General features: G+C 37.1%; 16 protein-coding genes. 9 read left to right on the forward strand and 7 right to left on the reverse strand.

What is annotated here, in order from left to right; all coding sequences use genetic code 11:
• Nucleotides 1-23: 23 nt before the first annotated feature.
• Entirely contained in the window at nucleotides 24-1,094 is a 1,071-nt protein-coding gene (locus tag GJV77_RS04545; protein WP_155035171.1) for an alanine racemase, read from the reverse strand.
• Nucleotides 1,095-1,101: 7 nt separating this feature from the next.
• Entirely contained in the window at nucleotides 1,102-1,545 is a 444-nt protein-coding gene (locus GJV77_RS04550; protein ID WP_155035172.1) for a GNAT family N-acetyltransferase, read from the reverse strand.
• A gap of 262 nt (nucleotides 1,546-1,807) precedes the next feature.
• Between GJV77_RS04550 and GJV77_RS04555 the strand changes: the two genes are divergently transcribed.
• The gene (locus GJV77_RS04555; protein ID WP_155035173.1) at nucleotides 1,808-2,272 is read left to right on the forward strand and encodes an META domain-containing protein; all 465 of its coding nucleotides are present in this window, start codon (nucleotides 1,808-1,810) and stop codon (nucleotides 2,270-2,272) included.
• 42 nt (nucleotides 2,273-2,314) lie between these two features.
• Here the strand turns inward: GJV77_RS04555 and GJV77_RS04560 are convergent, their stop codons facing one another.
• The 4 genes from GJV77_RS04560 to tsaD are packed head-to-tail and all read right to left on the reverse strand — an operon-like array spanning nucleotide 2,315 to nucleotide 6,350.
• The gene (locus tag GJV77_RS04560; protein WP_155035174.1) at nucleotides 2,315-3,508 is read right to left on the reverse strand and encodes a THUMP-like domain-containing protein; all 1,194 of its coding nucleotides are present in this window, start codon (nucleotides 3,506-3,508) and stop codon (nucleotides 2,315-2,317) included.
• Nucleotides 3,509-4,600 carry an AI-2E family transporter gene (locus tag GJV77_RS04565; protein WP_155035175.1) on the reverse strand — a complete coding sequence of 364 codons (1,092 nt, stop codon included), beginning with the start codon at nucleotides 4,598-4,600 and terminating at the stop codon, nucleotides 3,509-3,511.
• A gap of 8 nt (nucleotides 4,601-4,608) precedes the next feature.
• Complete coding sequence (locus GJV77_RS04570; RefSeq protein ID WP_155035176.1) at nucleotides 4,609-5,316, reverse strand: 16S rRNA (uracil(1498)-N(3))-methyltransferase; 708 nt, start codon at nucleotides 5,314-5,316, stop codon at nucleotides 4,609-4,611.
• Between the two features lie 11 nt (nucleotides 5,317-5,327).
• Nucleotides 5,328-6,350, reverse strand: coding sequence for a tRNA (adenosine(37)-N6)-threonylcarbamoyltransferase complex transferase subunit TsaD (tsaD, locus tag GJV77_RS04575; RefSeq protein WP_155035177.1), 1,023 nt, complete (start codon nucleotides 6,348-6,350; stop codon nucleotides 5,328-5,330).
• 210 nt (nucleotides 6,351-6,560) lie between these two features.
• Between tsaD and GJV77_RS04580 the strand changes: the two genes are divergently transcribed.
• The 5 genes from GJV77_RS04580 to GJV77_RS04600 all read left to right on the forward strand — a co-directional run bounded on the left by GJV77_RS04580 (nucleotide 6,561) and on the right by GJV77_RS04600 (nucleotide 14,338).
• Nucleotides 6,561-10,979 (forward strand): translocation/assembly module TamB domain-containing protein, encoded by a 4,419-nt coding sequence (locus tag GJV77_RS04580; protein WP_317162546.1) that lies wholly within the window; start codon nucleotides 6,561-6,563, stop codon nucleotides 10,977-10,979.
• 101 nt (nucleotides 10,980-11,080) lie between these two features.
• Nucleotides 11,081-12,067 (forward strand): 6-phosphofructokinase, encoded by a 987-nt coding sequence (pfkA, locus tag GJV77_RS04585; RefSeq protein WP_155035179.1) that lies wholly within the window; start codon nucleotides 11,081-11,083, stop codon nucleotides 12,065-12,067.
• A 26-nt stretch (nucleotides 12,068-12,093) separates the two neighbouring features.
• Nucleotides 12,094-13,095: a type I glyceraldehyde-3-phosphate dehydrogenase gene (gene gap, locus GJV77_RS04590; protein WP_155035180.1), complete on the forward strand. Its 1,002-nt coding sequence runs from the start codon at nucleotides 12,094-12,096 to the stop codon at nucleotides 13,093-13,095.
• Nucleotides 13,096-13,104: 9 nt separating this feature from the next.
• Nucleotides 13,105-13,950 carry a BadF/BadG/BcrA/BcrD ATPase family protein gene (locus tag GJV77_RS04595; RefSeq protein ID WP_155035181.1) on the forward strand — a complete coding sequence of 282 codons (846 nt, stop codon included), beginning with the start codon at nucleotides 13,105-13,107 and terminating at the stop codon, nucleotides 13,948-13,950.
• Between the two features lie 7 nt (nucleotides 13,951-13,957).
• Nucleotides 13,958-14,338, forward strand: coding sequence for a methylglyoxal synthase (locus GJV77_RS04600; RefSeq protein WP_155035182.1), 381 nt, complete (start codon nucleotides 13,958-13,960; stop codon nucleotides 14,336-14,338).
• Here the strand turns inward: GJV77_RS04600 and GJV77_RS04605 are convergent.
• Entirely contained in the window at nucleotides 14,335-14,502 is a 168-nt protein-coding gene (locus GJV77_RS04605; protein WP_155035183.1) for a hypothetical protein, read from the reverse strand. The genes GJV77_RS04600 and GJV77_RS04605 overlap by 4 nt on opposite strands.
• 270 nt (nucleotides 14,503-14,772) lie before the next feature.
• On the opposite strand from GJV77_RS04605, the gene GJV77_RS04610 reads away from it, so the two are divergent.
• From GJV77_RS04610 to GJV77_RS04620, 3 genes are read left to right on the forward strand one after another with little or no spacing between them, the layout of a single operon-like run.
• Nucleotides 14,773-15,981 (forward strand): toxin-antitoxin system YwqK family antitoxin, encoded by a 1,209-nt coding sequence (locus tag GJV77_RS04610; RefSeq protein WP_162521562.1) that lies wholly within the window; start codon nucleotides 14,773-14,775, stop codon nucleotides 15,979-15,981.
• A 50-nt stretch (nucleotides 15,982-16,031) separates the two neighbouring features.
• Nucleotides 16,032-17,090: an RNase H family protein gene (locus GJV77_RS04615; protein ID WP_240142817.1), complete on the forward strand. Its 1,059-nt coding sequence runs from the start codon at nucleotides 16,032-16,034 to the stop codon at nucleotides 17,088-17,090.
• A 52-nt stretch (nucleotides 17,091-17,142) separates the two neighbouring features.
• The gene (locus GJV77_RS04620; protein ID WP_155035185.1) at nucleotides 17,143-17,811 is read left to right on the forward strand and encodes a carboxylesterase family protein; all 669 of its coding nucleotides are present in this window, start codon (nucleotides 17,143-17,145) and stop codon (nucleotides 17,809-17,811) included.
• Nucleotides 17,812-17,938 lie beyond the last annotated feature (127 nt).

The following is a 17,938-nucleotide window of genomic DNA, read 5'->3' on the forward strand; positions in this document are numbered from 1 at the left end:
ATTGCAGCCTTTTTATTTAGTGATTAGATTACTCGTTTATCTACATAGTCGGAGTTCATAATTCGAAGTATTCCCATATAATTCATGTGGAAAGGAATAGTGTCACCTACTTTGAGTCCTCTAGGGTTGTCTCCAAGATCAATAACGATCATGTCAGAACTAGCTCCTACGATGCTGGCATCTTCCCATAGAGGGGAGAAGTGTTCAGTATCGATATCTAATAAGCCTAAGTCAATAATCGCTCTGTAATTAGTGGTATTCTCCCAAGCTGGATCAAAGGTTACTTTTTCCCCTGTCATATTTAAACCTACTTCGCCATCTGGCATCATTGGTTTTTCGTGTAATTCGATGATTTCCGTATGAAGTTTAAAGACGTTTTGTTTTAAGTGTTCATATCGGCTTGCATCATACGCATTAGTTCCCATAAACAAAGTCTCTCCGATGCGGAAGTGATTAATGGCCTCGGGTAAGGTTTGGTTTTGAATAAGGGGGATTGTTACAGATGCTCCTCCAGAGATAAAAGGAATGTGCTTGTCGAATCTCAATTCAAGTACTTCCTTGTATAAGGCTAATTGAATGAGTTTATCTGCATTAGGCAATATGCCGTACATACAAGTTAGATTGGCTCCTAGGCCAACTATTTGAACATTGGGTAGCTCGAAGACCTGTTGGTAAAAGTCAACTAAATCATCTCTTAAGACCCCCTCTCTTAGTTCGCCAAGCTCTACCATAATAATCACTTTATGTATGGTATTCTGTCTTTTTGCTTCTGCTGAGAGTAGTTTGATGGTTTCTAGTTCGGTATTAAAGCTAATGTCAGCGTATTTGACAATTTCTTCGATACTAGTATTGGGAGCTGGTTTGATGTATATTGTTTCTACATCAGGGTCTATATTTTTGATAGCCGTGAGATTTGAGACTCTTGAATCACAAATCTGTTTGGGTTTTAAGTCAAGAACTTCATTTAAAAAGATTTCGTTTCCACAAAGTAATTTAGCTACAACAGCCCATTGAATATTATTTTGATCAAATAATTCAGTGAGTGCAGTGAAATTATGCTTTAACTTGTTTTTGTCTAAAGTTATAAAAGCCATAATTCAATTACTTAGTTAAACGCATTTCAATATATTTCTTTTCGAATCCTTCTCTTTCGTATAAGTTTTGAGCGGGGTTGTCTCTATCAACGTGTAGGGCAATAGAGCCTTTGGCTTCTTGTTTGACGCGCTTGATTAATTGTGCACCAATTCCTTTACCTCTTTCTTTGCTATCTGTGGCAATATAAACAAGGATGTGTTCGGGAATAAAACCTTGCATTAGTGTATCTAAAACAACAGTTATTCCTACGATGGTGTTGTCTTGTTTGGTTGCAACTAATAAAAAACCGCCAGGTTTATTGTTGTGGGCTAGTGCGTATTCAATAGCTTTGACGATGTCTTCTTTTTTGTCGCCGTACTGTTCGAGATGCTGATTTAGAAAATCTGCGTACTGGTTGATTTCATTAGGGTTAGTGTTACTTTGTTGGTCAATTTTTTTAATGCTTAGCATATAGTTGTTTTTTCGCTTACGCAATACATTTTAGACCTTAAAACCGATAAGGAAAGTGTGTGGTGATAAGGGTGTAAGCTGGTTATTAAAATAATGTATTTGTTTCAAATTTACGAAAATATATGCTTTAAGTCAAATGTTTACTGTTTTATCGCTTTTTAAAGCGAAATATAATTAAGAAAAACAGTATTGATTTAAAAGTTTACTTTTTGTATATTTAGAAAAAATATGCTCGTTTATTGGGTGCAAAATTATAGTAAATATGAAAGTGAAAATACTAACTCTTTTGTTTGCTTTTACCTTGTTTTCTACAGTGGGGTGTAGCAGTAAGCAAAAGACAATACAAATAGATCAGGAACAAACAATGGTAGAGAGTGATTTGTATCGATCATGGGAACTTGTAAAGTTGTATGATGATAAAGGACAAGAAGTCGATTTAAAGGAGGCTTATAAGGGTGGTTTGCCAACCGTAGCGTTTAACAAGGAAAAAAACAATGTTAAGGGGTTTGATGGTTGTAATAGTTTTAATGGTAATGTACTTGAGGTCTCAGGTAGTCAGGTAGATTTTGGAGACTACTATATGTCTACTGAGATGTATTGTGAGGGTGTTGGTTCGGGTGATTTTCTAAGAGCTTTAGCTACAGCAACTTCCTATGCTTTTGACAAAGGGGAATTACTGCTTAAATTTGATGGGGCAGTAATAGCGGTTTTTAAACCAACGAAGTAAATTGATTTATATTAGATAGAAACTTCCCTAGACTAGTGTTAACTAGCTTATGGGAGTTTCTATTTTTATGCAACAGATAAATACTTTATCATTGTTGGCTAATGTAGTAAAGAAAATATAGTCTTGACCACCGTCTTTTATTTTCCATTTCTTTCGTAGCTCCTCTACTTTTAAAGGGAAGTTACGCGTAGTGATATTTGCTTTTATATTGGTCAAAATGCTTTTAGCACTAGCCTTATTATATGGGTGAGTAGCTATAATCTCAAAAGAGCGACCTGCAAAGTTTTGCACTAAATCTGCACTAGTGTACAAATGGGAGTGAGCTTGTAATTTGTTTATATTGTAGTGTTGTGCTACACAGTCAAACTTCCCCGTTTTAAGTACTGCACTATTGGGCTCATATAAATACTTTAGAGGGTCGGATAGATTGCTCACACAATCCTTGTTTAAAGAAGCTGTAAAGGTACTTGTAGAGTCTCCTGTTAGGTTTACAGCGATAAGTTGAATAGGTGTCTGATTGCCTTTTTCGAGTATCCATAACAATTCTTTTACCTCGTTATTGAGCGCTACAATATGAATGGCTTTTACATCTTTTAATTCGCTAATGCCTACCTGTATGTCTAGTAGAGGAGATGTCTTGATTAATACGTTGTTTGTGTGATTAAATAGTGTGTCTATATTTTCTGGCAAATTAGGCACACAGTCTTTTAAGAAGAAAACTTTTTCCTTGGATTGATTTCTTCTTGCGGGGTCAACATAGATCCAATCCCAACGTTTATTGCTCTGTTGGAGATATGTTAAACTATCCCCACAGTTTGTCGTAATATTATCAACACCGAGAGCCTTGTAGTTGTGGTGCACAATCTCACTAAGGTACTCTTGCATCTCTCCGTGTACTACTTGCTTGGTTTTTTTGGCAAAATAATAGCAGTCTATTCCAAATCCTCCAGTTAAGTCTATTAATGAGTCTGCTTGAATCAAACTAGCTTTATAAGCAGCACAGGCTTCGGAAGAAGTTTGCTCGATGGACAGTTTTGCGGGATAGAGTATATTTGGGGTGTTGTACCAAGTAGGTAGTTTGCTTTTGGCTTTTTGTTTAGCTTGTATTTGTGTGATTAGATCAATCATTGAAACCGCTGTAAAAGGAGATTTCTTGAAAGCTAATTCTTTTGGATCGGTATTGATGTGCTGGTTGATATAAGACTGCACATCATCGGCTAATAATGGATTTTCCAATTAGAGTTTCTTGGTTAACATTTGAACAAAACGAACATTGGGTAAAAATTCTTTACCGATTACCTTAAGACAGGTATACATAGGTATTGCAGCAATCATACCGAAAATACCAGAGAACATACCAGAAGCAAGGATTACAATAAATATCTCAAGAGGGTGCGACTTCACACTGTTTGAGAAAATTAAAGGTTGATTGACTATATTGTCAAATAATTGTATGCCTAAGAAACCAATAAATACAATAATTGCATTGGGTAGGGTAACTTCTGTAAAGTTGTCTCCTAAAAAGCTCAACATCGTAAATAAAACAGCTAGTATATTTCCAATTAGTGGTCCGATATAGGGAATGATGTTTAGTATCGCACATAAAAAGGCAATCATCAATGCTCCGTTTACACCTACTGAGGCCAAAAGTATAAAGGCTAAAGTAAAAATGATGAAACTCTGTATCACTAGTCCTACAAAGTATCTCGACAATAAGTTGTTGATCTTATCAATAGAGGTTAATACTTTATTTTCGTGACGAGGTGGGAATATTTTCTTGAATTGATATTCTAAAATCGATTGATCTTTTAAAAAGAAAAAGGTGATAAATAGAATAGCAAATAATCCCATTCCAAATTCACTTAATATACCTAAGATGCGGTTGAGTAAGTTAGGTACAAATTCAAAGTTTAAGAGAGAGTTGATATTTGCACTTTCTATTATTGTCTCTAGGCTAAATCCTTTGCTAGAAAGGTATAGATCTAATTTTTGTAGTAATCCTTGTATATCTTCTTGTAAATGGGAAGTGTTTAATACGGATAAGTTTTTTGCCTGTGTGGTAAAAAGTGGAATGAACATAAAGACAAATCCAATAAAAAAGGCAATAAAAACAACCATTGTTATACTTACTGCTGCTGTGCGTCTAAAGTGAAGTTTCCTCTTTAAGAACTCGACAAGTGGCTTGCCAATTAAGGCTAAGACGAATGCTAAGGCAGTGTAAATAAATAGTGAGCTAATCTTTTGGGCTAACAATGCTCCTAGGAAAATAACTACAAGGATCAGTACAGCTCTTACGATACCTTTTGAAATAGTCTTTGAATCAGTCATAGTGTTTTTTATTCATTAGTGAATACGAAACTGTGAACAGCTACTAATGCGGCAGTTTCTGTTCGTAGTCTAGTGTGTCCTAGAGATACAGGTTTATACCCTTTTTCTAAAGCTAGTGATATTTCACTAGCAGAGAAGTCTCCTTCTGGACCAACTAAAAGTAAGTAATTTTTGTGAGCTGGTATAGCTTCTTTTAACAAAACTTTTTCTTGGTCGTTTTCACAATGTGCAATATAACGCTCGTCTTGGTGATTTTGATTTAAGAAGTTTTTTAGTGTGATTGGCTCATTTAGTTTTGGCAAATAGGTTTGTAAAGATTGTTTCATTGCGGATTGAATAATTTTTTCAAATCGCTCTGTCTTTACTACCTTTCGTTCAGAATGCTCACAGATGATAGGGGTGATCTCGTGGATACCTATTTCGGTAGCTTTCTCTAAAAACCACTCGTATCGATCATTCATCTTAGTTGGAGCTACCGCCAAGTGTAGGCGAAAGGGAGTAGCTTCTTTAGTCTCATAACTAAGGATATGAGTCTTACAAGCTTTGTCTGAGTCTAGTACGATTTCGGTAGTGTATAGGTTGCCCAATCCGTCCGTTACGTAGAGTGTATCTCCTATCTTACGACGAAGTACTTTGACGATGTGTTTGCTTTCTTCTTTGTCGAAAGTAAAGTCTGTGTGGTCAGGTTGTATATTTGGGGAATAAAATAATTGCATAAATAAGTGATTTAAAATTCAATACGCGCTTTAGAGACAACTGATGAATCGGCAAATATTTCTTCTTTGAATCGGTAGTATCCTACAATTCCAATCATTGCTGCATTATCAGTAGTATATTCAAACTTCGGTACAAAACACTTCCACTTGTACTTTGTCTCTGCATCTTTTAAGGTCTGTCGTATCCCTGAGTTAGCAGATACACCACCACCTATAGCGATCTGTTTAATTCCTGTTTGTTTTACGGCTAGTTTTAACTTATCCATCAGGATATTGATAATGGTGTGCTGTATAGAGGCGCAGATGTCTGCTTTGTTTTCTTCAATAAAGTTTGGGTTCTCTTTTACTTGTTTTTGTATGAAGTATAAGATTTGAGTTTTCAGTCCGCTGAAGCTGAAGTTTAACCCATCTACTTTTGGTTTGGTAAAAGCAAAGGCTTTTGGGTTTCCTTCTTTAGCATATTTGTCTATTAGTGGTCCCCCTGGGTAAGGAAATCCCAGTATTTTAGCTGATTTGTCAAAGGCTTCTCCTACGGCGTCATCTGTCGTTTCTCCTAAGACTTTTAAGTCAAAGAAGCTATTGACTTGTACTATCTGTGTATGTCCACCTGAAATAGTCAATGCCAGAAATGGAAATGTTGGTTTGTCAAATCCTGCTTCATCGATAAAGTGACACAAGATGTGTGCATGCATGTGATTGACTGCAACCAGTGGTATGTCTAAAGCTAAAGAGAGCGACTTGGCAAATGATCCACCAACTAGTAATGACCCCATTAGGCCTGGTCCTTGTGTGAAAGCGATTGCGCTAAGGTCTTGTTTTGTAATCCCTGCTTTTTTTATAGCAATATCTACTACAGGTACGATATTTTGTTGATGTGCGCGTGAAGCTAATTCAGGTACTACACCTCCGTATTGTTCGTGAACTTCTTGACGTGCTACCACGTTGGACAAGACTTTGTTGTTTTCAAGTACTGCTGCTGAAGTATCATCGCATGAACTTTCAATAGCTAAGATATAAGTGGAGTTAGAAGACATTCTTTCGATGTAAAATTTGTTTATTATATGGTCGTTTTATGTTTATAAAACTAGTAATCTCTATGGAAAATTACTTAAATTTGCTTTCCTTATCTTAAATAAGGGAAGGTGTGAATTAGGGGCAAATTTAAAACATTATACGTTATCAAAAAATTTAAAAAAATAGTTTTTCGCGTACTGCTGGCGCTTATTAGTCTATTGATTATTCTAGTGGCGACACTCTCTTTGCCGATTGTACAGAGTGGATTGGCAAGTATGGCTACTGATAAACTGAATGAGAAATTAGGTACTAAGTTTGACATAGAGCGCTTGTACATAGATTTTTTGGGAAGAATTACTATTAAGGGGTTATCGGTTCGCGATAATCACGACCATCCTTTTATTGTTATTGGTGATTTTAAAACGCGTATAGCTGATTTTAATGCCCTCAAACAAGGTCATATCTTTGTTGGCGATACTACTATTGATGAATTGTATTTGAATATTCACAAGTACAAAGATGAGGAACTGTCAAATCTTGATGCCTTTATCGCTGTATTTGACAACGGTGAGCCAGGTGATGGAAAGTTTAGACTGAAATCTAGAAAGATATATTTGTCCAATGCTCACTTTATCGTGTCCGATGACAATCATCCAGAACCAATTGCGGTTGATTTTAAAGACCTAAATGGTGAAGTAGATCAGTTTTTTATCAAGGGGCCTGAAATATATGGAAATATTAAGAAGGCTTCTTTTAAAGATCATTGGGGACTGAATGTAAAGCGACTTACTGGGGACTTCTCTCATACCAAGACTTCTATTGGAATGAAGGAGCTAGTATTGCAGACGGACCAATCCTTAATTGAAGGGGATTTATTATTTACTTTTCAGCAAGGTGATATGAAGTACTTTGTCGATAAAGTAGATTGGGACTTTAAGGTTAAGAATGCTTCTTTAAATACTTCGGATATCAATGTATTTGCACCTGTATTTGCGTCCAATAAGCACCTGTATTTTGCAGGTGATATGCGCGGGGTGATGAATAACTTTCAATTGTCCAATGCGAATCTAACCGATGACAATAATTCTAGAGTTAATGGTCGTTTTGCCTTTAAGAACGTCTTTGATAAAGACAAGCCTTTCTGGATGAAAGCCAAGGTCGGTCGTCTGTACATTTCTAGAGCTAACTTGGTTGGTTTAATGCCTTCGGTATTGACTGATTTACTACCTCCTACCTTAGAGCGATTCGGAATGTTTGATATCTCTGGTGATATCGAACAGATGAAGCGTATGCTTAAAGCAGATGTGACAGCTATTACGGGTTTGGGTAAGGCTAAAGCACAACTCGATATTATTGATTTAGACAATCCAAATATAGCGGCCTATAAAGGAAATATAGTATTGGATCAGTTTGACTTGGGGACTTTTCTTGAAAGCAAGCAATTTGGACTGACTTCTTTAGATGTCTATATCGATGGGAAAGGCTTTAATAAAGAGTCGATTAATACTTCTGTAAAAGGAGACGTGTTTTCGTTTTACTTTGCTGATTATAATTATACACGTATTGCTGTTGATGGCAAGTTAAAGCTACCTTTTTATAAAGGGCTTGTTAATGTGTCTGATCCTAATTTACAATTAGACTTTAATGGGAAAGTTGATATTAGTTCACAAGTGAAGAGTTATGATTTTGTGGCTGATATTGACTATGCGGATCTAAACGCTTTGAAGTTTGTCAATGATAGTATTGCTAAATATAAGGGAAATTTCTCTTTCGCTGCCAAAGGGAATACCCTTGAAAATTTAGAAGGAGAGTTTAAAGTTAATTCTGCAACTTATCAAAATAGTAAAGATGATTATGTGTTTACTGCTTTTGCTCTGACTTCTACTTTTAATCAAGATGGAGAGCGCTCGATTAAGTTATCTTCTAAAGAGGCTTTAGATGGATATGTAATAGGTGACTATCGTATAAGAGATTTAAAATCTTTATTCACTAATGCTTTGGGTAGTTTGTACACGAACTATAAACCATATAAAATTGAAGAGGGTCAATATCTTGACTTTGATATTACCATTAATAACCGATTGATCGAAGTTTTCTTTCCTCAATTAACCGTTAGTGAACGCACCCATATAGAAGGTGTGATTAACAACGACAATAAAGAGTTTAAACTGCGCTTTGACTCTCCGGGTATATCTGTAGAAGATTTTAACTTCCACAACATTATGCTTTATGTCAATAATAATAACCCGCTGTACAATACTTATGTATCTATAGATAGTGTGCGCAGTAATATGTATAAGATAGCTGATTTCAACTTGCTGAACTTAACGCATAACGATACCTTGTTTATACGCTCTGAGTTCAAAGGAGGAAGCGATAACTTAGATGAGTATAAACTCAATTTATATCACACGATTAATAAAGAGAATTTATCAGTAGTTGGTTTTAAAAAATCAGAGGTATTCTTCAAAAAGAACTTGTGGAATATTAATGAAGAGGAGGACAAGTCCAACAAAATTATTTTCAATAAGAAACTAACCGACTTTACGATTGATTCGCTTGCGATGACACATGAGGGGCAACGTGTAGCTCTTAGAGGTGTTATGCGCGATTCGACCTATAAGCAATTGGATTTAGAATTTTCTAAGGTTGACTTGTCGAAAATTACTCCGGATATTGCAAACTTATCCTTTGAAGGAAAAATAGACGGTGATGTTCACTTCTCACAGGAAGGGGAGTTATTTCACCCTGAAGCGAATATTGTCATTGATTCATTGGGAATTAATACATATCCGTTGGGTAATATGGTTTTTAACGTGGATGGAAACCATCGTCTAGACAATTTTAAAGTAAGCTCTTCTATCGTGAAAGAGGATAAAGAGTTGTTTTACCTCGATGGAGATATTGATCTGCTTAATAAGCAAACTCATTTTAATTTAGAATCGGGTTTCAAAGATTTCGATCTGAAGCCTATTGAGCCTTTATTGAGCAGTGTAGCTAGTTCTCTTCGAGGAACAGCATCGGGAAAAATAAGTATACTGGGTACAGCCAAAAAGCCTGAGGTCAATGGGCGATTATACCTGAGTGAGTCAGGATTCTTGTCTAAGTTTACTGGTGTGGATTACAATTTTGAAGAGCACACTCCATTAGATATCACGGAGAATCAGTTCATTTTGCGTCAAGCAAGAATTATAGACGTGATACACAAGACGGAAGGGGTAGTAAACGGTAGTGTATCTCACAATATGTTTAAAGATTGGGTATTAGACCTAAATCTATCTTCACCTAATTTGTTTGCCTTGAATACAAAGTATGCAGAGGGTAGTATTTATTATGGAACTGCTTTTATTAACGGATCTGCTAAGTTAACTGGGCCTGTGGAGATGTTAAACATTAAAATTAATGCTACCTCAAATAGAGGTACAACCATTAAAATTCCACTGAAAGAGGCTCAAGGAACTGGAGAGAATAACTATATTCATTTCTTGACTAAAAAAGAAAAGGAACTTCGTCTTAAAGGAAAAGAAGGAGACTTGTATAAATACAGAAATAGTGGTATCGAGTTAGACTTTGAATTTGTGCTGAATCCTGAAGCAGAGATTGAGATTATCCTTGATCGCGATTCTGGTCATGCCATGAAGGGAAGAGGAGCTGGATTTATCACAATGGAGATTAATACTCTAGGTAAATTCAATATGTGGGGAGATTTCCAAGCGTATGAAGGGGAGTATAATTTCCGCTACGGTGGATTAATTGACAAGAAGTTTGTAGTAAAGAAATACGGAACTATTCGCTGGGATGGAGATCCGATGAATGCAATCTTGGATTTACAAGCGATTTATCAGACAGAGGCTAACCCTCGTGTGATTGTAGATAACTCGATTATTAATAGGAAAGTTCCTACGGAAGTGGCGATTATTCTAAATGGTAGTTTGAGTAATCCGGAGGTTGACTTTGGTATCAACTTCCCTACGGTGAGTTCGGTGGTGCGTTCAGAGCTCGACTATAAGCTGAATGATAGAGATACGCGTGAGCGTCAAGCAATGGCTTTATTGGCTACAGGTGCTTTCTTCTCTTCGGACAATTCTTCTTCTTCTCTAGCGGGAAGTTTGTTTGAACGAGCAAGTAGTATTTTTGATGATATCTTTTCGGATGAAGATGATAAGTTTAAGGTGGGGTTAAACTATGCCCAAGGAGAACGTAACCCTTATACGCAAACAGAGGGACGTCTAGGAGTGACCTTCTCTACAAAAGTGAATGATCGCATCTCAGTAAACGGTAAACTTGGAGTGCCTGTAGGTGGAGAAGAACAGTCCGTTATCGTTGGGGATATTGAGATGTTACTTCGATTAAACGAAGATGGAACCTTGAACGCGCGTTTTTTCAATAGAGAAAATGATATAAACTATCTCGGAGAGGGGATTGGATACACCCAAGGTGTCGGATTGACGTATGAAGTAGATTTCGATACTTTTAAGGAATTAATTGCCAAAGTGCTTGGTCAAGCTGATAAACGTGCTAAACAAAAGGCTAAAAGTGATGAAAATGATACTAATCGTTCAGAAGAGCTTCCAGACTCTGACTTTAACAGAGATTTTATTCGCTTTTATGAACAGCGAAACCGATCGAAGTCTAAATCAATACAATAGATAATATTTTGCGAATATTTGTATAAAAAGTCCCTATTTGGGGACTTTTGTCCTTTGCTAGGTTTTAATTTATTGCTAAATTTACTCAAAATGTTAATCAAATGGGTAAAGCAATAAAGAGAATAGGTGTCCTAACTTCAGGAGGTGATGCACCGGGAATGAATGCAGCAATCAGAGCGATTGTTCGTACATGTTCATATCACGAGATTGAGTGTATGGGAATCTTCAGAGGATTTCAAGGGTTGTTAGATGGAGATTTTGAAGTACTAGGGCCTAGAGATGTAAACTATATCATCAATAAAGGTGGAACAATATTAAAGACTGCCAGATGTAAAGACTTTCGCAATCCTGAGGGAAGAAAGTTAGCTTATAATAACTTAAAGAGTGCTGAGATCGATGCGCTAATTGTAATCGGTGGAGATGGAAGCTTCACAGGAGCAATGGTGCTAAGCAAAGAGTTTGATATCCCTGTAATGGGAATCCCTGGTACAATAGATAACGATATTCACGGAACTAGTCATACCATTGGCTTTGATACTGCGTTAAACACAGTGGTAGATGCAGTGGATAAGATTAGAGATACTGCGAGCTCGCATAAGCGTTTATTCTTTGTAGAAGTAATGGGGCGTGATGCGGGACATATAGCTTTAAACGCAGGTATTGGAGCAGGTGCTGAAGAAATTCTTATACCAGAAGAAAACATGGGACTAGAACGTCTGTTAGACTCACTTAAAAAGAGTAAAAAGTCAGGGAAGTCTTCGAGTATTGTATTAGTAGCTGAAGGCGAACGTATAGGAAAGAATGTTTTTGAACTAGGTGAATACGTAGAAGAGAATCTTCCAGAATACGAGGTACGCGTCTCTGTACTTGGGCATATGCAACGTGGAGGAGCACCTTCTTGCTTTGACCGTGTTTTGGCGAGCCGATTAAGTGTGAAGGCTGTAGAATCACTATTAGAAGGTAAGAGCAACTTTATGGTTGGTTTGCTGAATGATCAAGTAGCTCTGACTCCATTAGAACAAGCTGTAAAAGGGCATTCGCCAATCGATAAAGAACTACTTAGAGTATCTGATATAATCACAATATAGAATTTAACAATAAAAAAAAGATAAAGATGAAAACAAGAATAGGGATTAACGGTTTCGGACGTATTGGTCGCTTGATGCTTAGAGAAGCAGTAAAAAGCAATGACGTTGAAGTAGTAGCTGTAAATGACTTAATGCAGGTAGAGCACTTAGCTTACTTGATAAAGTATGACTCAGTACACGGACGTTTTGACGGAACAGTAGAAGTGAAAGATGGACATTTGGTAGTCAATGGAAAAACTATCCGCGTAACCGCTGAGAAGGATCCATCACTGTTGAAATGGGATGAAGTAAAAGTTGACGTAGTAGCTGACTGCACAGGTATTTTCAAAGATTTGAAAGGGGCACAAAAACACATTGATGCAGGTGCTAAAAAAGTATTAATCTCGGCGCCATCGCCAGATGCACCTATGTTTGTTATGGGTGTGAATGAAAAAGAGTTAAAATCTACTGATACTATTATTTCAAATGCGTCTTGTACTACAAACTGTTTGGCGCCATTGGCTAAAGTATTAAATGACAATTTCGGTATCGCAGAAGGATTAATGACAACGATTCACGCCACTACAGCAACTCAGTTTACTGTTGATGGTCCTTCTAAAAAAGACTTTAGAGGAGGGCGTTCTGCTTTAGTGAATATGATTCCTGCTTCTACAGGGGCTGCTAAGGCAGTAGGGAAAGTTATCCCTGCTTTAAATGGTAAATTAACTGGTATGTCTATGCGCGTACCTACTGCAGATGTATCAGCAGTGGATTTAACGGTGAAATTAGCCAAAGAAACTACATACGAGCAGGTAATGGCTGTACTTAAAAAAGCAAGTGAAAATGAGCTTAAAGGGGTGATGGCTTACGTTGAAGATGACGTAGTATCTCAAGATTTCGTATCTGATACGCATACTTGTATCGTTGATTCTAAAGCAGGTATTGCATTAAACAGCACATTTTATAAATTTGTAGCGTGGTATGACAATGAGTATGGTTATTCTGCTAAGATGGTAGAGATGGCCGCACTTATGAATAGTTTAAAATAAATTTATTGAATGAAGATTATAGTCGATAGTGGTTCTACTAAGGCTGATTGGATCTTCTTTGATCAAAAAAATAACTTAATAACTTCGGTGACTAGCCTTGGACTAAATCCCGAAGTTATTACCCTAGAAGAGTTCTTTACCCGCGTTGATACGATTCCTGATATTAGGAAGAATAAAGACCAGGTTAGAGAACTCTATTTTTATGGATCAGGATGTGGATCAGATAGAACCCAAAGTATAGTTAGACGCTTTTTTGAAACGTATTTTTCCAAATGTACTGCCATTCACGTACACGAGGATACTTACGCTGCTATTTATGCAACAGTAGCTAGAGGAGATAGAGGAATCGTGTGTATCAATGGTACCGGATCGAATGTTACCTATTTTGACGGGGAGAAGATGCATCAACGCATTCAATCGTTGGGGTATATGGCAATGGACGATTGTAGTGGTAGTGCTTTTGGGCGTTTGCTGCTCAAGAGTTTTTTCTTGAAGATCTTACCTGTGGATTTGGCAATTGCCTTTTCGGCTAAGTACGATATTGATGCAGATGTGGTGAAGTACAACTTCTACAAAAAGGAAAACCCCAATGCCTATATGGCATCGTTTTTACCTTTTTTAATTGAGCATAAAGACCATCCATTTTTTCAAAAGCTGATCAGAGAGCAAGTACAGTTCTTCGTGGATCACTATATTAAAAACAATCCAGAATATATGGATTGTCCTGTGCACTTTGTCGGATCTGTAGCTTATTTTTTACAAGATGAGTTTAAGGAGATTCTCGATAAAGAAAACATTACAGTCGGGAGAATTATTCAAAAACCACTAGACGGATTAATCGAATATCACAAATAATAATCGTATGGAAATAGCAATAGTAGCACACGATGCTAAGAAAACGGATATGCTGGATTTTATCAAGCACAATCGAGAAGTACTAATGCGTGAAGATGTCAATCTAATCGCTACAGGTACGACAGGAAGTATGGCAGAAGACGCAGGATTTACTGTTCGACGCATGTTGTCAGGGCCTCTGGGAGGCGATGCGCAAATCGCTGCACGCGTAGGAGAAGGCAAAACGGGTATGGTGCTATTCTTCAAAGATCCATTAGGGAAACACCCTCACGAACCAGATATCAATATGCTGTTGCGTATCTGTGATGTACACAATGTGCCACTGGCTACTAATGAAGCGACCGCTCAGATGTTAATCGACGCATTTAAACACCGCAAAGAAATCTAATCTCTATTGATTTTATAAACAAAAAGACCACCTATTCTCGATAGGTGGTCTTTTTGTTTTTTACTTACCTGGGGAGATACGTGCAGAATACGTGCAGTTTCCTTGAGGTATTCTTCCCAAGGAATACCTTCTGGGTAGGAAAAGTGCACGTATACTGCACTCATTGGTAAGGATTGGTATCAAATAGGCAACAAATCTAAAGACGGAAATATGCTGGTGAAGTAAGAGCGTCTAAATGGTAGATGTCAGGAGGTGTGATCTCAGTAAGTTGAAAGTAAAATCTTTCACTCAAACAAATGTGCACTTGACGAATTATTGTGTAAAGAGAGTTAATAAACTTCCTAGTTTTGTTGGCTTTATTGGATAGGTGTGTCGAGTTTTTGTATTTGATTGGTTTATCCAACTGAAAGTAACTTTAACGAATGATTTTAAAAATGAGAAAAAAACTACTTCTACTATTGTCTATTTTGTCTTTTTACGCTTTTCAAGAGAGACAAGTTTCTAAAGATGATGTGGTCATACTTAATGGAATATGTGTAGAAAGAGAGAATAAAAAACCTTTTACGGGAGTATTGAAGCTTACTACATCTACTAAAAAAGAGGGTTTGTACCTCCGTTTTATAGAGGGTATTAATCACGGGGTAAATTACTGGTATTTTAATAGTGGAGAACTAAAGGTTGCGTGTGAAATTGATAGAGGAAAGCGCCATGGCTCTTATCGTGAGTACTATATAACAGGACAGGTGAAAAAGGAGCATAACTTTGTGGAAAATGTACGTGAAGGCATATATAAGGAGTATTATGCAAATGGTGAATTGAAGCTAGAGCGCAATTATGAGAAAGGAAAGTTGGAAGGAGTAAGCAAAGGCTATTATGAAAATGGAGATCTGAGATTTACTGTGTTATTTAAAAAAGATAAGCTCAATGGCGTATATGCTGCGTACTATCAAGGAGGGGGTTTAGAGTTAGAGCAGATGTATAATGACGGAGTACAACAGGGATTTTACAAAGAATATTATCCAAACGGAGCCCTAAAGTCAAGTGTAATGATCAAGGATAACTTAGCTCATGGAGAGGCAAATAAATATACAGAAAAAGGTCAGTTAGTATTAGTTCAGTACTATAAAGACGGTCAATTAGACGGTCAGTATACAGAATATTACGACAATGGTCAATTAGGGGTTCAGCAGTTGTATAGAAAAGGTTTGTTAGATGGCTTAGCTAAGTACTATGATACTGATGGGAATTTAATAGAAGAAAAAAACTATCGAAAAGGGGAGCTTGAGGGTATGTATAAAAAATATACTTCTACAGGAATTTTACTTTTGACCATTGACTATAAAAATGGAATGAAAGACGGTGTGTATAAAGTGTATAGTCATGGCGTTCAAGTTGCCTTTGAACAGAGGTATAAAAAGGATAAACTTCATGGTGATTATATAGAGTACTACGACAACGCAAAAGTAAGCCTTGTAGTACCTTATAACAAAGGTATAGTTGAAGGAGAAGTGAGGAGTTATTCTGAATCTGGAGAACTCGTTTATAAAGAGAATTATGACCATGGTTTTTTTGATGAAAAACTAAGAAAGAGAATTGAGGATATTCAGTTAAAAATAGATAAACATACCAAAGAAACTAAATAGTAAGCAGGTAAATTATTTTTAAATCTGTTATCTTTATGAGTTATTAATTAATGATAGTTGAAAAAGAAGCTATGAAATACCATATAGACTTATATGCTAGTGTAAAGATCAATATCAATAGCGATGCCAAGGCGTATGCTAATATCTTGTGTTTGGGTGATCGCTGTAAGAGTTTTGCAGAAGGGTTCTCAGAAAACTCCCAATCGCGTATATCGCTAATGGGAATCGTCAAAGGACTTGAACAAATCAAACAAGCGGCAGTAGTAACTATACATAGCAGTAGTAAGTACGTCTGGAATACGTATGAGAAAGGATGGCTTGTGCGGTGGCGTGCGAATAATTGGCTGAAGAAAGATGGTGAACCACCGCTGAATTTGGACTTGTGGAAGCGTTTTGCCCTGCAATTGGATAGACATCAGATACAGTTTAACTACGTCCCTTACAAGCAAGAAAACGCGTATCTAGCAAAAGCGAAAGCGCTAGGAGCAGAAGCATTGGTCAGTAGTGCGTTGAAAGTCGATGAGGTTTATCATATGTATCTGGAGGAGTTGAACCTTCATTTGAATGCAGTGCCTGAGATTGTAGCTTTAGATGAGCAGGAACAAGCTGTGGTATCAGTGGTGGACACAACTCAAGAGGCAAAAATAACGGAAGGTGTTGATCAATTTATTGAAGAGGATTCATTCACTGAAATTGAGATAGTAGCAGACAAAGAAGATACATCTATCGTTCCCCCTGCCTTTGAGTCATTAGCCTCATTGGAAGATGAAGAAGAGGATACAGAACAGGAGGAGGAAGATAGTCAGGTAAATAGCCGTCCGACAATACTTCAAAAGATGCCTAGTGAAATCAAAGTACTTGTTGGTATTCGAGATTTACTGAATAAATACTTTGCAAGTCATACTAGTCAAGAGATTTTGCGCTCAACGGATCTCTATGACTTAATCAAGAAAAACAAGGTGCTCAAGGAGCGTTTTCCGCATTCAGTATTGTTAAATAGTTTTTTGAGACGTCAGCACCAAGAGGGTATTTTAAAGCAAATTATTCCTAACTGCTGTGTAGATACTTTTAATGAAGATTTTTATCAGTGGCGTTTTCATCGATTGTAAAGGAAAGGATGTTACTTTTATGTATTTAAAGGAAATATTAAAATTGTGAAAAATGAGAGTGTTAACAGTACTTATCTGTCTAATGACATTGACCACATTTGCTCAGCCCAAAGCTGTGGTGGGTAAAACGACTTATCAGTTTTGGTTAAATGTACCTAAGGTTGTGGAAGCGAAGAATCCATTGATTATCTTTTTGCACGGCAAGAGCTTATCGGGTACGAATATTGATCAGGTAAAGCGATATGGAGCGTTGAAGGGTATCGAAAACGGGCTAGATATTCCCGCCTATTTAGTAGCGTCACAGTTGCCTTCAGGACCGTGGAATGCGGATAGAATAGACGAAATAGTTCGTTATGTAATAGCTAACTATCATATAGATGAATCTCGAATTTATGTCACGGGAATGAGTTTGGGTGGATATGGTGCGATGAAGTATGCAGGAGAATACTCTAATCGGGTAGCTGCTGCTGTGGCTTTGTGTGGAGGAGGAGATGAGCGCGATGCTTGTGCCTTGGCGACTATTCCTATTAAGTTGATTCACGGGGATAAGGATTTTATTGTCCCGCTGAAAGAATCTAAGAAGATAATGAAGGCTATTCAAAACTGTGACCAACAGGCACCTATTGAATTAGAGGTAGTGCAGGGGGGGACACACGGGAGTGTGGAGGACTTGTTCAGGCACATGGAGTTATACAACTGGCTACTGAAGCATCGGAAATAATTGGAATTTGGGTTTGTCAGTTATATTATTAGAATGAGCTACTCCAAATAAGGATTAATTATTGAAAAACCGAAGTAGCACTTCGGTTTTTTTATTCCCTAAAAGAAACATAGTCTTTACGGATTTC

The organism is Myroides pelagicus, from assembly GCF_009711055.1.
Taxonomy (GTDB): Bacteria; Bacteroidota; Bacteroidia; order Flavobacteriales; family Flavobacteriaceae; genus Flavobacterium; species Flavobacterium pelagicum.

Bases quoted from the DNA above. Each gene is read 5' to 3' on its own strand.
- GJV77_RS04545 (WP_155035171.1), bottom strand. From the start codon at position 1,094: ATGGCTTTTATAACTTTAGACAAAAACAAGTTAAAGCATAATTTCACT.
- GJV77_RS04550 (WP_155035172.1), bottom strand. From the start codon at position 1,545: ATGCTAAGCATTAAAAAAATTGACCAACAAAGTAACACTAACCCTAAT.
- GJV77_RS04555 (WP_155035173.1), top strand. From the start codon at position 1,808: ATGAAAGTGAAAATACTAACTCTTTTGTTTGCTTTTACCTTGTTTTCT.
- GJV77_RS04565 (WP_155035175.1), bottom strand. From the start codon at position 4,600: ATGACTGATTCAAAGACTATTTCAAAAGGTATCGTAAGAGCTGTACTG.
- GJV77_RS04570 (WP_155035176.1), bottom strand. From the start codon at position 5,316: ATGCAATTATTTTATTCCCCAAATATACAACCTGACCACACAGACTTT.
- tsaD (WP_155035177.1), bottom strand. From the start codon at position 6,350: ATGTCTTCTAACTCCACTTATATCTTAGCTATTGAAAGTTCATGCGAT.
- pfkA (WP_155035179.1), top strand. From the start codon at position 11,081: ATGGGTAAAGCAATAAAGAGAATAGGTGTCCTAACTTCAGGAGGTGAT.
- gap (WP_155035180.1), top strand. From the start codon at position 12,094: ATGAAAACAAGAATAGGGATTAACGGTTTCGGACGTATTGGTCGCTTG.
- GJV77_RS04595 (WP_155035181.1), top strand. From the start codon at position 13,105: ATGAAGATTATAGTCGATAGTGGTTCTACTAAGGCTGATTGGATCTTC.
- GJV77_RS04600 (WP_155035182.1), top strand. From the start codon at position 13,958: ATGGAAATAGCAATAGTAGCACACGATGCTAAGAAAACGGATATGCTG.
- GJV77_RS04605 (WP_155035183.1), bottom strand. From the start codon at position 14,502: ATGAGTGCAGTATACGTGCACTTTTCCTACCCAGAAGGTATTCCTTGG.
- GJV77_RS04610 (WP_162521562.1), top strand. From the start codon at position 14,773: ATGAGAAAAAAACTACTTCTACTATTGTCTATTTTGTCTTTTTACGCT.
- GJV77_RS04615 (WP_240142817.1), top strand. From the start codon at position 16,032: ATGATAGTTGAAAAAGAAGCTATGAAATACCATATAGACTTATATGCT.
- GJV77_RS04620 (WP_155035185.1), top strand. From the start codon at position 17,143: ATGAGAGTGTTAACAGTACTTATCTGTCTAATGACATTGACCACATTT.